The organism is Portibacter marinus, assembly GCF_021533195.1.
Taxonomy (GTDB): Bacteria; Bacteroidota; Bacteroidia; order Chitinophagales; family Saprospiraceae; genus Portibacter; species Portibacter marinus.
Map to the genome: position 1 here is coordinate 335001 of NZ_JAJNKB010000003.1, position 17076 is coordinate 352076.

10 protein-coding genes and 1 pseudogene (1 of these 11 cut by a window edge) are annotated in these 17076 nt (G+C 40.0%); 1 reads left to right on the top strand and 10 read right to left on the bottom strand.

What is annotated here, in order from left to right:
* Positions 1 to 1156 carry the 5' portion of a phytoene desaturase family protein gene (locus L2567_RS09180; protein ID WP_235297460.1) on the bottom strand. 302 nt of this gene lie to the left of the window's left edge, so the window shows 1156 of its 1458 coding nt (coding positions 1-1156); it begins with the start codon at positions 1154 to 1156; its stop codon lies off the left edge, out of view.
* A 366-nt stretch (positions 1157 to 1522) separates the two neighbouring features.
* Here L2567_RS09180 and L2567_RS09185 point away from each other — a divergent pair, with 366 nt between their 5' ends.
* Positions 1523 to 2539 carry a glycoside hydrolase family 43 protein gene (locus tag L2567_RS09185; protein WP_235297461.1) on the top strand — a complete coding sequence of 339 codons (1017 nt, stop codon included), beginning with the start codon at positions 1523 to 1525 and terminating at the stop codon, positions 2537 to 2539.
* A 276-nt stretch (positions 2540 to 2815) separates the two neighbouring features.
* On the opposite strand, the gene L2567_RS09190 is transcribed toward L2567_RS09185, so the two are convergent.
* The 9 genes and pseudogenes from L2567_RS09190 to L2567_RS09225 form a co-directional block, all read right to left on the bottom strand.
* A complete protein-coding gene (locus L2567_RS09190; RefSeq protein ID WP_235297462.1) occupies positions 2816 to 5431 on the bottom strand; it encodes a M14 family zinc carboxypeptidase in 2616 nt (871 codons plus the stop codon).
* A gap of 43 nt (positions 5432 to 5474) precedes the next feature.
* Positions 5475 to 5585, bottom strand: a pseudogene (locus tag L2567_RS21285) (phage tail protein); the annotation flags it as partial.
* A 61-nt stretch (positions 5586 to 5646) separates the two neighbouring features.
* Positions 5647 to 5877 (bottom strand): hypothetical protein, encoded by a 231-nt coding sequence (locus L2567_RS09195; RefSeq protein ID WP_235297463.1) that lies wholly within the window; start codon positions 5875 to 5877, stop codon positions 5647 to 5649.
* Positions 5878 to 6237: 360 nt separating this feature from the next.
* A complete protein-coding gene (locus L2567_RS09200) occupies positions 6238 to 7110 on the bottom strand; it encodes a thrombospondin type-1 domain-containing protein (RefSeq protein ID WP_235297464.1) in 873 nt (290 codons plus the stop codon).
* 208 nt (positions 7111 to 7318) lie between these two features.
* Positions 7319 to 7720, bottom strand: a complete 402-nt coding sequence (locus L2567_RS09205; protein ID WP_235297465.1) for a DUF2059 domain-containing protein — start codon at positions 7718 to 7720, stop codon at positions 7319 to 7321.
* A 59-nt stretch (positions 7721 to 7779) separates the two neighbouring features.
* Entirely contained in the window at positions 7780 to 10845 is a 3066-nt protein-coding gene (locus tag L2567_RS09210; protein WP_235297466.1) for a hypothetical protein, read from the bottom strand.
* Positions 10842 to 11270 (bottom strand): T9SS type A sorting domain-containing protein, encoded by a 429-nt coding sequence (locus L2567_RS09215; RefSeq protein ID WP_235297467.1) that lies wholly within the window; start codon positions 11268 to 11270, stop codon positions 10842 to 10844. Before L2567_RS09215 ends, L2567_RS09210 begins: the two co-directional genes overlap by 4 nt.
* Positions 11271 to 11556: 286 nt before the next feature.
* Positions 11557 to 13779: a 30S ribosomal protein S1 gene (gene rpsA / locus L2567_RS09220; RefSeq protein ID WP_406626671.1), complete on the bottom strand. Its 2223-nt coding sequence runs from the start codon at positions 13777 to 13779 to the stop codon at positions 11557 to 11559.
* Between the two features lie 325 nt (positions 13780 to 14104).
* The gene (locus L2567_RS09225) at positions 14105 to 16972 is read right to left on the bottom strand and encodes an aminotransferase class III-fold pyridoxal phosphate-dependent enzyme (RefSeq protein WP_235297469.1); all 2868 of its coding nucleotides are present in this window, start codon (positions 16970 to 16972) and stop codon (positions 14105 to 14107) included.
* Positions 16973 to 17076: the final 104 nt, after the last annotated feature.

The following is a 17076-nucleotide window of genomic DNA, read 5'->3' on the forward strand; positions in this document are numbered from 1 at the left end:
TTTCAGCTTCACTGTCAGGTAAATCAGGTGCAATGGGCATCAATAAAAATACATTTTCCATACCCTTGGGCGCAACGCTAGCGTCTGTTCGAGATGGTACACATGCATAAAATAGGGGATCTCTGGGCCACCTTGGCTCTTCGTAAATATCAACAGCATGTTGATCAAAGTCCTTATCAAAGAAAAGATTATGATGTTTTAGCCGATCTAACTTTTTGTTTATTCCCAAATAAAACAACAAACTTGACGGTGCCATTGCTCTATTGTCCCAATAGGTGGCATCGTACTTACGATAAGGTTCATCTAGGAGGTGCTGCTCGATATGTCTGTAATCTGCCGAACCTACTACGAAATCGCAGGGAAAGTCTCCGTGATTGGTACGAACAGTATTCGCTTTATTTTTATAAATGTCAATGTGACTGACTTCATGATCCAGCTTTATCTTCACCCCAAGCTCTTCTGCCAGTGAAACCATTCCTTCTATGATTTTATGCATTCCACCCATCGGATACCAAGTACCCAAAGCAAGATCTGCGTGATTCATGAGGCTATATAGTGCAGGTGTCTTCTGAGGGGTTGCTCCAAGAAATAAAACAGGAAACTCCAATAATTGAATTAATCTGTCATCCTTAAACAAGCTACGAACTTGCTTGCTTATAGAAGAAAACATTTGAAGACGAATAGCAGACTTCGCAATTCTCAGATCCATAAATTCAGTGATGGAATGAGAAGGTTTCCAAACAAACTCCTCCATACCCACTTTATACTTGTAAGCTGCTTCATTCAGAAACTTCCTTAGCTTGTCTGCACTTCCTTTCTCTATGGATTCAAACAGCTCATATAGATCATCAAGCTTTGCAGGAACTTCTAGCGTATCATCTTTATAATAAATTCTATAGGAAGGATCAAGCCTAACCAAATCATAATAATCACTTACCTTCTTGCCAAATTTTGAAAAATAGTCTTCAAATACCTCTGGCATCCAATACCAACTTGGACCCATATCAAATGTAAATCCGTCCACCTCAAATTTCCTGGCTCTTCCCCCGGGACTACTATTTTTTTCCAGAATGGTTACGTCATACCCGTCATCAGCAAGACAGCTGGCTGCTGCCAGTCCTGAAAAACCTGATCCGATGACGATGACTTTTTTCATTTTCATGATTCTGAAGATTGTCCTCCAGGTGACCTTATTAACAAGGTAAGTAAGGATTTGTTCTTTTATGCCAATAAATGTGTAAAAATTACGCTTTGGTAGTGCTTTAACTTACCTGATATATTTTAAAGCACATAATGATATTCCGCAGTAAAACATGGGTATGCAATATTTAACTAAAATGGTCTTGATTTTAACATTGGTCTCTGAAGAAGGTTACACAGCATCTTTATAAATGACACACATGTTTTTAGTCGAATCGTGCTGTCAATTAAAAACTGTTTGCACAATGGCTTGTCTTTTACCAAAAGAATAAATAGGTTGTTATATTTAAAGGTATTCAGATAAATCATCAAAACTTATGAAATGATAAAGTTTTTAACTTCTAGCCTATTATTCGCCCTTGCCTTTAACGCATTGGCACAAAATCATTCTTCAAATGGTAATCCCATCACCGACGAATGGTACGCCGATCCAGAAGGTGCTATTTTCGATAGTACTTATTGGATTTATCCTACTTATAGCGATGATTATGAAAAACAACTTCACTTTGATGCCTTTTCGTCGAAGGACCTGATAAATTGGCAAAAACACGAAAGAATCATTGACACTTCGCAAATTTCCTGGCTCCGACAAGCACTTTGGGCTCCATCAATTATCGAAAAAAATGGAAGATATTGGCTTTTTTTCGGTGCCAATGATGTTCAGCGACCCAGTAGGAATGGTTACGACCCGAATAACGATATTAACCATTATGGAGGCATAGGTATTGCCGTAGCTGATCAGCCCGCTGGACCTTTTGAAGATTATTTGGGTAAGCCTCTAATTGACACATTTTATAATGATGCGCAACCCATTGATCAATTTGTCTTTAAAGATGTAGATGGTACGCACTACTTTTTTTACGGAGGTTGGAGTCATTGCAATCTTGGCAAGTTGAATGACGATTTTACAGGTTTTATTCCTTGGGAAGAGGGAAACTTATTTAAAGAAATTACACCTGAAGGTTATGTAGAGGGACCTTTTATGTTTTTAAGAGACGGTGTATACTATTTTATGTGGTCAGAAGGAGGTTGGACCAATGGGACATATCGCGTCGCGTACGCGATGGCTGAAAGTGCAACAGGACCTTATGAAAGAAAAGGTGTGATCCTGCAAACTTCTGAGGGTGATATCGCAACCGGTGCGGGTCACCACTCTGTCATCCAGCGACTGGATAATCATGAATACATCATGGTGTACCACCGACGCCCTATCCCTAATGAGGACCGGGATCATCGGGTTATATGCCTGGATAAACTGGAGTTTAATTCAGATGGAACCATTAAGCCAGTTGTCATGACCTGGGAAGGCGTAGAAAAAGATACGCGTAATAATAATTGATTTTGGTATAGGCATCGTTTTAGGAAATCAATGAAATGAACCTGTTTTCATGGGTATTTGAAGATTTGATCTTGAATGTTTGTTCAGCACTTAGTGATAAAACTCTTATATAATGAGTGTATTGAATATTCGCTTGATGAGATAAATAGTTTTGAGTACAGGTATGGGAGTGAAACGAAACCCATTGTGTAGGCTCGGACTAAAGCTAATGCTACGTAGACACAGACTGAAGTCAATGCTGTACAGGCTCAAGCTAAAGTCCGAGGTACTGGATGACTACCTGTTCAAGAAAAAAGCTGCATTCTGTAAAACCCTGCTCGGTCCTCTCCAAAACATCCTATAGTGTGGATTATCCAATAAGTAAACAATTCCACCTCGCCCCATAGGTAAAAACCCAACACTCGTATTTCCTGTCAATAGGTCAATGTTATCCTGATCTATAAATCCCGCAGACAGTATCTGATCACTCTCATCTGAATATCTTATAACAGAGTGAAGTGCCGAAGAAGGCTTCAACGCATCTGAACTGAACTTCAAGGTATAGACCGTAGGCTCCAGACCAAATCCGAGAGGATGACTAGTGTCTACTGTGCTGTTGACCGCTGTTCCCGGAATTCTCTTGTGCCCAAAATACTTTTCACGGTCTTCAAACGAGAGCGTGGCTACTTCTTTGGAGGTGTCTTTTTCCGGTGTGAGAAGCTCCACAGACGTCATCTTTGAATTATCCTTAGTCAAGAAAGATGCCGCTGACTCCTCTGCGATGAGTATACCACCTGCTTGCACCCATTGTTTCCATTCCTTTTGATTTTCTTCATCCAACAATTGACCTAAACCTCCACCTCCTCCCGGTAGAATGATGACATCATAATCTCGAATGGTTGCTAACCCATAACGCTGACCAAACTTAGGCATTGCCGTTTCAGAAAGCACCTCAGTTCGAATACGCTCAATAGGATAGGCAGTCTCCTGATCAAAAAGAAAATAAATTTGACCAGAAGTATAGGTGTTGAATGGGGGACCAACCAACATTGCTACTTTATTGGCATTAATAGGGCGCATACTATTGCTCGCAAGATCAATACCATCTTCTACTCTACCCGTTTGGTGTGTTATCATTTCAACATTTGCAGCCATCGCTACTTCATTTAAGTCATCTTGCATACGATCTCTGCGGTCCAGATTCCTACCTACAAGCAAAATCAATGTCCCGGGCATATTTACTTGACCATCTTTAGTGAAAGATTCTGTCGCAACTCTAACCCGATAACCCTTCTGAAGAAGCATGGATAGTGCCTTGGGAGCATGTCGCTGCTTCCAATCAATAGATACAGCATAGGTATAGTCATCTACTACAATAGATGGGCGGCCCTGGGTCATCTCCTCCAAGTCTTCTACATTATTGACATTAGAAAAAACCTCATAAGCTTCCAGATTATAAGCTATAGGTAATGACCAGCTCGACATATCATACATGACTGAATCTTCAATTTCCATGGTCCTTCCCATCACGGAATGAATGAAGAGATGTTTATTTTGATCACCAGAAACAACGTAATCTCCTGATTGGAAAGATGTACTTTGGGAGGCTCCATTAGTATACGAGGTAGCCTGGATGTTTTGATCAGACTGTAGTCTGCCAACTTCTACACCATGATGATTCAAGATTCTTAAAAAATCGTCTAAATATGGGTTGCCGTTGTTTTTGACAACGTAGGCTTTTGCAGAGGCTTTAGAATTAGCAGGGTCATTTGCCTTTCGACTATAGTCAATAAACATCTCTTTCCTTTCTGCGGCTTTGGCCAAAGTGGCGATAGAAGTTCTATAGTGATCGTAAACTCTTTGTTGCAAAGTAAGAATATATCCATCATTAGATTCCACTGCCCGTCCCCCACTTATTCCACCTTGTTCCACTAACATGCCGATGGCTCCCAAAACACTTGGGTAGCTTGATCCATATCCCGGATAGAAAAAGTCAAATGCTTCACGTGTGAAATAATTGACTTTATATTCATTGAAAGCTTTAATGTTGGCTGTGCCAATGGTATCTGACAGTGGCTCATAGTCATCTGGAAGTAATTTATTCCTTGGTGTAGTTCCTGGCATGGTGAAATAATTCGAATTGTAACCCATTTCATGGTAGTCCGTATGCAAATGCGGCATCCATCTAAGGTATTCCGCTGTATGGCCACGAGATTCCGGATGTACTCCCCAAATCCAATCCCGGTTCAAGTCAAACCAATAGTGATTCGTTCTTCCATTGGGCCATGGTGCATAATGTTCCAGGTCACTGGGCTCCTTACCTAAAACGGATCGCTTGCTTCCCTTGTACCAATATACGTATCTGTCCCTTCCGTCGGGATTGATACATGGATAGATGATCGTTACTGCATTTTGCAGCATATTTAAAGTAGCCTCATCATTTGCTGCAGCCAATCTATAGATGACCTGCATCGCTGCTTCCGTTGAAGAAGTTTCATTGCCATGGATATTATAACTAAATGACATGAAAACAGGTGCATCTTCTATTGATACATCAGGATGATTGACAGGATCCATAATTCGAAGATTCGACTGTCTGATATCTTCTATATTTTGCATATTTTCTTCTGAGGATATGACTAAACGATACAACTTTCTGCCCTCATAAGTCTCACCATACTCCGCGATATCTACTCTTTCCGATAGCGAAGCTACCTCTTTAATATATTGTTCTACATGTGCATATAGAGTGAGTTCTTCCCCTAATTGATACCCAAGAAAATCTGCAGGAGAGGGAATATCAGAACTATAATTTAAGTCGTCTTCAAATTTGAAACGGTCTGTAAGAAGTTGGTCCTGTGCAAAAAAAGTTGTGACGCACATCAACAGTGCCATCATTAGCAATAGTCTCATAAAAATTCAATTTTAGCAATCGCTAATATAAATGAATAAATCTTTAATTTCCTACAAGGATACCATTCGTAAAATCAGGCACATTAAATGTTGTACTGCCATCACCTACGCCGTAATAAGTACCAATGGTATTAAATAAGTCTTCATAGGTGGTTCTTGAAACAGCGCTAAGGTCTTAAGAGTATAACCGATGAAGGTAGGTCCAACATTTTGACCTACCACTGTACTATCATGCATGGCGAATACACCAATGGCCTCTTGTTTATCCCTGAAAGATTAGACACTTGAGAATCATTGCCAATGACCATATTTCGTTCTTCGAAGTTCAGGTTCTGCAATGCCTGAAATCCAAAGTCAGCATTAACACTTTGCGAAGTGACCATGCTCAGAGCATCCTCACCAGCATAAGTATTGTGAAAAATATCAAAGTGAACAACGTCGACCACCGGTTACCATTCATCGAAAGTATAGTAGTAAAATGTTTTTGCTCCAGTATAATAGATTAGGGCACCTCCTACTTTCAAGGCTTTTTCTTAATCAGATATAAAGGAAACTAAAATTCCCTGATCATTCGAAGGTAAGGCAATGTGCAGAGCTACATTGGGATGAGGGGTGTCGGTGTTTATGCCAATGATTTGGGCGTAACCAATATTAATTATCAAAAACAAAAATAGTATTAGAATATTAGCTCTCATATCCGTTCTCCTTCTATATATTATGAAATTATGAAGATTCACACTTTGGTTAAAAAAATGGTGCTAGCCTGGAAAAGAGAAATTTACATTACGATGGAGACCACTTCAGTATCATATTCTGAAGCTTATTCCTGAAAGACTGATAAAAATAAAGCTACCGCTTTGCTCGCATGCGATGACACGTACCTCTCCTGTTGACAAAATGTCAATGCGGCAGCCAGTCGTACCTTGTCTTCCCTCAAAAAGATGCGCTTTTGCCGGTCTGTATCCTAGCGGAAGTGTGAAAATGGTTTGATTATTAATAACACCGGCAGCTCTTCCCGCAACCCCTTCAATAAATACTCTACCATTGTGTTTATAGTAGGACACGTCCTGAAATCCAGATCCATAGTGGGTATAGTTATTAGAAAAAGTAGTCACCAGAATTGAGCTTTCGGGTCCGTTGATGCTGGAAAGTGCTTGCCAGGACGCGTTACCTTCGGCGTCTGAAAGTAAAATTCTATCCTGCCCTTCATTGCCATCCTCGAATCTAAGTGTACCATTGACATGTAGAGTAGCTGTTGGATTGGTTACTCCCACTCCTACACCACATACGCCCAGGTTGCATGGTTGTGTGGCTGAAGGTTTATCTTCCGAACAATAACAGTCATCTAATACTATCCCTTCTGTGCTCTCACAATAAACTTCACGTGTTTGAACACCATCTCCACATTCAACGGAACATGAAGACCAATCACCCACCACCCAAACATATTCACCTTCGGGCGCACAAGACTGAATAGTAGCTGGTTTAGTGCTTGAATCACAGTTTATATCCGGCACTGTTTCCCCGTCACATTGGCAAATCACGTTCCTGGTTTGCATTTCAGACCCACATTCACCCTCACAGGGCCCCCAGTCATCTGCTCTCCATTCACAAGCTTGACTGTAGGATTCTATATTGCTGATTAATAAAAGGATGGCGATTAGAGGTAAATATTTCATAATTAATGGGTTATACCTCTAAATATAAGTATATTTTATAATGTTGATTCAAAAAAAATACCCTGCAGCAGCCTTTAAGACATGATGTGTATTTTGCCAATTGCATTCCGTTTTCACCTAGTTTTTTACTTTGACAACCAGGTTATGACAATCCAACCTCAATCTTCATTGATGATCTGATGGTCGACAACAGGTAGGCTTCACCTTCTTAATTTTGCCTTAATTTCTCAGCAATATTCACCTTGAATTCTTCCATGTACTTCGTCATCATCAACTGATTAATTTCCTGGGTAATCAAAGGTTGCATTTGTCTAAATCGCTTACCTGTTTCACTACCATAAAAATCAATCAAATCTTGAATTTCATTTTCTGTCAAATACTTGGCATAAATCACTTTCAAATCATTTTCGAGAAATCTGTGAACCAAATCTAAAGATTCTTCCCTCATCAATTTAATATTTGAGTCAGTCAGATTATCTCCGTATTTCTTGATTAGATTATCTAGTCCAACATTGATAAAAGCCTGGTATTGTTCTTCCGACCCTAAAATTTCCACCAATTCGTCAATCTTTTTTTCTTTAGAAGTTTTCTGAACGGGTGATTGTGACATTAGAAAACTAGCTGATAATAAAAATAAGCACAAAATTCTAAAAAGCATATTTCTTTCCTTTAGTTACAATTTACAGATTTACAGAGGTTTGGAAATTGAATTTGTAGTTTTTTATTCTCAACAAATGGCATATCATCCACATTGAAATTAATATCAGGTAAAAATCCAAATGGACAGACTCTAAATCCTTCGCAACCTAATTCACCGAAACAAAGCTCGGCTTTAATGCAAACATTACTTAAGGTAGAAAGGCTTCCCACAAAAAAGTCAACAGTTTCTATAAAGAAGTCCACAGGTACATTAATGGCGTTAACAATGTCATCAGGTGTAACAGGCAATTCGTCTAGCTTATCGCAAATCTCACAAGTTGCTTCATCTATAAGTTCGAAAACTTCTCCCAAGATATCATTAACTATCTGACCAGAGTTTTCCATTAATCCGAATATCGGCAGAATCTCATTAATCTTATTCTGTAACATCATTTTCTCATTGGATGTAAATTGCGGCCCTGAAGCAATCTCATTGATCAATTTACGTTTTACGCTTAGTATTTCATTTGCAACAACTTGCACCGCCTCTGAAACAGCGTCTCTAGTTATTTCTTTGAATTCCGCAACATAGTCTGTATTTAAAATGTCGAGAGCCATATCTTCTATTTTATTTAGGTTGGCAGTGGAGCTATTTTGACCGAATAAACTAAGATCCAGATTATGCTCACTATCAATCATATTCAACATAGATATTGTCTGAGAATGATCCATTGGCAAACTACTAACCCCTCCATTTCTACCCTGATAATTTTGAATAATACCAAAAAGATCATTTATTTCAAGCTGTTTGCTTAAGTTGGCCTGCGAAGCGATGGTCAAGTCCCTGTTAAAAGCAGCTAATAAATCTTCATCGTAGTCCAATTTTCGACCAGCTTTAGCCTCCGCATAGCCTGGAACTAAATCAGATAGTAGAGCTTCATTATCTGAGATGTATTTTTTTATCTCATTCATTTCCACCTTTAGCTTCTCCATCTCCTTTACCTGATTCTCTAATAATGGTATGACATCATTATTATTTAATCCAATAGCAGTATTGACAAAGTTAGTACCTTTTAATTCTGAGCTACCCCATGAAATACCCACGATTTTTTTGCAATCGTTCAAAGTCAAATCCTTAGGGCTTACAGCCTTTGCAAATCCAGGGTTTTCTTCATCGGCAATCAGGTAGTCGCCGGAGTTTACGGCTCCTTTGACCTTAACAGGAACCTGTCCCATAAAGGCCACCTTTTCATAAAATTGTTCATCTCCGGATAATGGCATATTACCTAATACAAGTGGGTCAGAAGAAATCACCATAAGTTGGGTTGCCTGAGAAATATCCTTAGTGATCTTGCCATTGACAACTCCTACAACATCGCCTGGATAAAATGTTTCAAGCATATTGATTTTTGGTAAGTATTCCGCATAATCAGCAGATCCCGAGGAAAATGTAGATCCGGAGTTTAAAAAAGTTAATATTTGATACTGAACCATATTTGCTACGTTGGTTGCTGCGTCAAATGCTGTTACAGTCATGTCTACGAGGTTTCCTGCTATACCACCACCTAATTGAATAGATGAATAAGTTAAATCTATTGCAGCTATGGCAGTCACACAAACCAAATCTCCTACTCCTGCACCGGCCTCGACCGATCCAAAAGCAGCACCCACTATTGCTAGGGTGTGGTTAACCAAATCTACTACCACACCTCCAACATCTAGAGCCAAATTAACATTTGCCGCAGCTTGTGAAGCGAAAGATCCAATGGAACTAGCGATTGCTGCACTTTGAAAAGTCGTTTCTACAATCCATTCCTCACTTTCAAGGATATCTATTTTCGTTTGTCCCTCTATTCGTCCAACTGCATCATAATTCTCATCAAAGAAAGTAATAAAGTTATTCTTTGCATCTGGCTCATCCAATTTGATAGCTATTCCTTGCTCTTTCGCATCGATTTGTACTGGATAGCTTCCCCAGTTACCATCAGATCCTGTTCTATTGACATCAGTGATAATAAGCCCCGGACCAATTAAATCTCCACCCGTTTGAAGTTCACCACCTACATTCAAATTCATTTCTATTCCTACACCTCCTTCGACTACCAATGAACCGTCGTCTTTAGAGGTAGAATTCGTAGTATTAGTAATATTTACCTGTCCCAATGTAGCAAAATCATCAGGGTCATCCTGTCTCATGTCACCTCCTATAGTGACATCCTTTTCGACACCTACTCCCCCTTCTACCACTAAAGCACCTTCATCTTTCGAGTCGGAATTCGTTGTATTCGTCACGAATACCTGACCAAGAGTAGCTGTATCTTCCTCATCATCTTGTGCAATATTTCCTCCGATATTAACATCTTTTTCAATACCTACGCCACCTTCTACGATTAATGCGCCATCATCTTTGGAGGTCGAATTTGTGGTATTATTAAATCTACCTATACCGGAAACAATAAGATCCGTACCAATTATAAAATTACCGTAGAATTCAACATCCCCATTGGCATAAATCCTACCCCTTTCGATATCTGAGGTAATGAAAATGAGATCACGCTCGTTTATCGTTCCAAGACGCCCTTCCTCATGTGTTCTATCTAATTCATTACCATCCACGGTCCAGAAAGGATAAACATCATTTCCATTTCCATTGCCGTTGCTTCTGTTACCACTATTAAACTCCTTACTTATTTTATCTGCTTCCAACGCATATAAAGCGTAAGGAACGGCCAGGAGTTGAGTATAATTTTCAATGTCATATTCGCGGTCCAGATCTGTGTCCATGGCGACATGAATCCAAACACTCTTGGTTCTCCATGGCACTTCTTTAAAATTTCCAAGGGTGGGTTTTCCTTTACCAATGACTGTGTTAATGATTCCGTTCTTGTTACTACTTAAAATGTGCTCCTCTTCATAATACACAGACCCTCCATTTACATCTGATAAGAGCGTAAGCTTTAATATTAATTCTTGATCTCTGAGAATATTACCCTCTTCATCCATGGCTACAGCCTGATATTTGAATCCCATATCAACCTGTGCAACGGCAGTACTTAGGAAGAGTGTTATGAACGATAAGGTGAAGATTGTTTTCATTGTTTGACGATCTTGTTTAATGAGGTTAAATGATTGGTTGTATTATAGATATAGATCACGTAAAGCCCGTTTGGCAATTCATCCATTTTCAATTCCTTTTGGCCCAATTGAAAACTTCCCGCAGCACACAACTTTCCCTGGCTATTAAAAATTGAATATCGAGGCAAACTCTTTTCGTAAAATTGGTGAGGCAAAAGAATACTGACCTTCCCCAAAGTAGGGTTTGGATAAATTTTAAATTCCTTGTCAGGCTCTTCGTCTTTATCTACTTCCGGATTAAAAGTTGAATAGGGTTGCAATAAACTGGTTTGTAAAAAACCCTCCTGAACGGCCAGTTCATCATCTTGCATAAATTGTACAAAAGATTCGCCTATCGTGAAATACATGTTTTCTTCAAAGGCCGATGCACTTGATATTAACTCCAAAGTACCCCTGGTCTGATGAGAACTTTGTGCGATTAAACTGTTTATACCAAAACAAAATAAAATAAAGTACAGGGAGTGGAAGGGCAGAATGGGGGGCATAGCTTTTTTGGGTTTGGTTAACTAAATATAAAAAGTAAAAATGATATCGACAATCAAAAAAAATGTAAACTGACAAATATTTGCTAATTCTTGGAAACAAAAGCAATGCAGAAGGAGAGACACATTAATGCAAAAAGCCCGAACACTTTCGTATTCAGGCTTTTATACTCTCTAAACTTCAGAAAAATTACTTTCTCCCTCCGTCTAATTCTCCTTGCAATTTCTCCAGCTCGTCCCACTTGTCAGCAGCTGCAAGCTCTGCTTGCTGCGGCCAGGTGGTAGGATCGTGCATTTTGTATCTAGGTCCAGCCTCTTCAAGAATTTCATTCAACTTGTCTACCTCTGCGGCAGCCAGCTCTGAAAAAGTATTGATTCCTGCTTCACCCAGCTTCTCAGCGATCTTCGGTCCGATGCCTTCTATCTTCTTCAGATCATCGGCTTTGTCCTCAGATTTTTCAGCTTCCTTTTTAGGAGCTTCTTTTGTTTTTGCTTCAGCTTTCTTAGCCTCTTTCTCCGGAGCAGCTTTCTTAGCTGGAGCATCTGCCTCAGCCAACTGATCTTTCAATTGAGAAAATACGTTCAAGTCACCAAGCGTAGTTCGCTCAACACCTGCATTTCTAGTCTGCACCATATTGCGGGTTTCTTGTCTTTCTCTCCTCTTTTCGCCCTTCACCTGATCGTCAGCTTCTCTTTGTATATCTTCAAGATATCTTGTATGAGAAACTAAGATCCGCTTATCGTCTCTGTTAAATTCAATAACTTTGAAAGTTAAATTGTCATCTACATTCGCAAAAGTACCGTCTTCCTTCTTCAAGTGCTTTGCAGGTGCAAAGGCTTCTAATCCATATGGCAACTGTACAATCGATCCTCTGTCTTCTTTCTTGACAATGGTTGCTTCATGATAAGAGCCTTGAGGGAAAACTTGTGCAAATGTATCCCATGGATTCTCCTCAATCTGCTTGTGACCAAGTGAAAGCTTTCTATCCTGCTTATCTATTTCAAGTATCACACATTCGATCTCTTCACCTACCTTGGTAAATTCTGATGGATGAGAATATCTCTTCGTCCATGAAAGATCTGAAATGTGCACCATTCCACCAATGCCCTCTTCTAGTTCAACAAAAACACCGTAAGGCGTCAAATTTTTGACAATTCCTGTGTGTCTGCTGTCAACCGGGAATTTCTTTTCAATCCCATCCCATGGATCTTCAGAAAGTTGCTTGATAGAAAGAGACATTTTTCTTTCGTCTCTGTCAATGGTGACCACTTTCGCATCGTATTCCTGGTCAAGTGTAAAGAACTCTCTGGCATTTACCGGCTGTGTTCTCCAACTCACCTCTGAAACGTGAATCAAACCTTCTACTCCAGGACTGATTTCCAGGAATGCTCCGTAATCCTCAATGTTTACGATCTTTCCTTTGACTTCAGACCCTTCTTTGATCTCTTCTCCTAAAACTTCCCATGGATGAGGCTGTAATTGCTTCAATCCAAGAGAAATTCTCTTCTTATTTTCGTCGAAGTCTAAAACTACAACATTTAGTTTCTGATTCAACTCAAGCACTTCATTAGGATGGTTAATTCTACCCCACGAAATATCTGTGATGTAAAGTAGACCATCGACACCTCCAAGGTCCATAAAAGCACCGAAGTCAGTAATGTTTTTCACAATACCTTCAAGTACCTGACCTTTTTCTAGTGATTGGATGATGGCTTCTCTCTGATCAGCAAGATCACTTTCGATTAGTGCCTTGTGAGAAATCACCGCATTCTTAATGGCTTCATTGATTTTCACCACCTTGAACTCCATCGTCTTACCTACATACTGATCGTAATCAATAATAGGTTTAATGTCAATTTGTGATCCTGGCAAGAATGTCTCTAATCCACCACAATCTGCAATCAGACCACCCTTGGTTTTACTAATAATGGTACCTGTAATAATCGTACCATTCTTGTAAGAATCAACGATATTTTCCCAAGCTTTAAATAACTTGGCTTTTCTTCTCGATAATACTAACTGTCCTCTCTCATCTTCCTGACTCTCAACATAAACATCAACTTCGTCTCCTACTTTGATTTCGTCCATGTCTCTGAACTCGGAAAGGGATACAATACCATCTGATTTGAAATTAATGTCTAATACAACATCACTTTCAGAAACGGACGTCACCTTACCTTTAATGATTTCATTCTCATTAACAGTAGTTAGTGTATTTTCGTACTCCTGGAGATATTTTTCGATTTCTTCTTCAGAATAACTGATCGCGTTCTTGTGGCTAACGCTCCAATCGAAATCATCATGTGCGCCTTTGGGTTCTTCTGTCTGAACCGGCTCTTGCTCGGCAACTGCAGTTTCTTCAACTACTTCCGCCGATTCTTGTGCTTCAGCACTTTTATCATCTGACATCATCAGATTTAAAATTTGTATGCATCTGAACTTGTATCGATGCAGTGGTTAAAAAATAAATTTAATACTTAGAAATAGCCTGGCTAAAGCCACCAATTGCTAAGGGGCTGCAAATGTAAGGATAATTTTTTTATCAGGAATGATATTAATGAAAAATATTGAAGTGCAAAATAGTCTAATCCCATATATTTTAAAACCTTTCTAGCCATTATAGCCCTTAAAGAGCTTTGAGCTCTTTAAGGGCTTAGCTTAGGCTCAGGCTCAGGCTGCAAAGACTTCAGCTTAATAAACTCCCAAAACAAAAGGTTAACAAGTTGAGACCTAAATATTAAATGTATGGCATCACTTCTTTCATCATAGCCAGCATATATTCTGCATGAGATTGAGTGAAGACCATCGGGGGCTTGAACTTGATCACATTGTGGTACGGACCATCCGTACTCAGCAAAACGCCATACCTTTTCATTTCATTGACAAAATAAGAGGCTTTGTGAGCCAATGGTGATTTAGTCACCGGATCAGCAAATTCCCAACCTAGAAAAAGCCCTCTGCCCCGAACATCAACTATGGATGGATATTGTTTGGCAATCTCCTTTAGTTCAGTCGTGATCCATTGACCTAATACCCAGCCATGATTCTGCAGCTCACTATCTTCAATGATATCCAGCACTTCCAGTCCAATAGCACAGCTAACTGGATTGCCCCCGAATGTGTTAAAATACTCCATTCCGTTGTGGAAACGATCTGCAATCTCCTCCGTGCAAACAACTGCAGCAAGTGGATGGCCATTTCCGAATGGCTTACCTATGGTGACCACATCCGGTCGAAGTCCTTCCGCCTCAAACGCCCACATGTGGGAGCCAACCCTTCCCAGGCCGGTCTGCACCTCATCTGCAATCATCACCATTCCTTTAGTGCGAAAGTCTTCATATAAAGACCCGTAAAAGCCATCCGGCATCACTACCTGACCACCACAACTCAAGATACTTTCATGAATGAAAGCAGCTGGCAGCTCCATCTGTTCATCCAATTTAAATCCTTTAGTACCGTCAGAACCTCTAACCGGATCTGGCATAGGAACGATCTGAACAAAGTCTTTCTGCCCCTGTCCACCTTTGCCCTCAAATTTATAGGAGCTGATGTCTACACAAAGCGAAGTATTGCCATGATAACCATGTTCCATAGCCACCACACCATTTCGTCCAGTTGCTATACGTGCCATTCGAATGGCCAATTCATTGGCTTCCGATCCTGAATTGACAAAATGGCAAACCGAAAGGTGATTTGGAAGTGTCCTGGTCAACTTATCAGCAAGCTCAACGATATTACGATGTAAATATCTCGTATTCGTATTCAAAAGTTGGGCCTGCTCCGAAGCCGCTTCGACCACTCTAATATTTTGATGGCCAACATGTGGAACATTGTTAACGCAGTCCAGGTATTTTCTTCCACTTGAATCATACAGGTATACACCATGTGCTCTCACGATGTGTAAGGGCTCGTCATAAGAAAGTGAATAAGACCTGCCCAGCTTTTCTCGCCTTTGTTGCTGTATTTTTGCTCTTGTCCATGAATGATTATCTTTTATTTCAAGACCCAGAAATGGTCGTGGATCCGGACTGATTTGTTTCCATACTTCGCGTTCCTCCATGAAGCAAACACCTGGAAAGTCATCTTCATAATCTAACATATCCAGGATGATCTGAAAGTGAAGATGTGGCGCCCAATTCCCGTTCTCGTGAGGCTCACCTAACCAACCGATGAGTTGGCCCGCTGTAACTTCCTGTCCTATTTGCATGTTTTCCAATGTGGCAGAAGAGAGGTGGCCGTATAAGGTATAAAATCCTTTGTGCTCCAAGATGACTGTGTTACCGTAATTCTTATCACCCTCATTGTTTTTTGAGGCGTGCACTCTTCCATGCGCGAAAGCATACACTTCACACCCTGCCTCATTGAAGAAATCTAGCCCTATATGCACAGTTCTCCATCTCTGCCCTTCATTTCCATATTCCGTAAAATCATCCGAGCTGTAAAGTGGTCTGATTTCATCGTAACTGCCAATCGCAAATGTCTTTTGGTGGATAGCCAAAAGATGATTGATTCTTCGCTGATGCTCCTTCGCATCATTGTAATAATGCTCATGCCCCAGTTCAGTGCTGCCTACAGTGAGGTCCAAAGTATAGTAATCGCCCTCTTGCACGGGAACTACCATTGCTGTTTTCATATATGACAAAAGGTTTTTCAGATCATTTTCTTCAAATAGTTGATGTCCCGCAGCGTCGAGGAATCGATAATTAGTCCACTTTTCTCCTTTTTCAGCAAGTCTTCGGATGAGTTTCAAGGCTGGTTGCCTGCTGATTTGTAGATAAACATTTTCAGGTTGATCTTGAAGATTTTTTGCAGAAGTCACCAGGCTAACTGCAAGTCGCATGCCTATTAATGTATGAAGACACAAAATCTCTTCCCTGCTAAGTTCCTGTATCTTGGAAAAGCCTTTAACAATGTGCACTCCTGAATCTAGAGGTGAAGCCTGATCCATCATGCCATATGTTAGTAGAATCGCCAATTCATTAATGCGTTGACTATGGCACATGTCTCCGTAATCAATAAAGCCTGAAACCTCTCCGTCTTTGACCAATATGTTATAGTCATTGAGATCATTATGTATAGTGGTTTTAGGAAATTGATCATACATTGGCATTAGTTCTTCAAAGCGCTCTATAAAAAGGTCTACGATCGTTTTGATGTCATCGGCAAGCAGACCAGTAAGTGGTTTGATCCAAAGTGCTTGCGCCAAATCCCACCGGAATTCGTGGCGATGGAGTGCGTCATCACTAAAAGTAGCTATTGTTTGATAATGCCGGGCTGCCTTTATACCAAGGTCTTGATACAGTTCTGGAGTTCTAGGTCTGAAATCAGCCCATGGAATACCAGGAGTCCATGGTAGTAAAGTCCACCTTTGACCATTTTCCTCCTTTGTTTTTGTGGGCATGCCAATGTGGCCATAAACCTGGTCTAAAACACTTTGAAAACCATGATTACTCTTTGCAGAACACTTTAGTAAGAAAGCTTCACCGCTTTTGGTCAATAGATGAAAATTTTGATCTTCAAAGCCTGCTAGCTGTTTAGCAGATACCTGTAGTCTCCAGTGTCTGGATGCGAAACTTTCAGCCTGTTGAGGAGTAATGTTATTCATACCATAAACATACAGAATCGAATCTCAAATTTAATGATGTGTTAACAAGTGAGTGGTGGTTTTCTACGAATTTTATGAGCAGTTTCATAAGAATCACTCTTGTT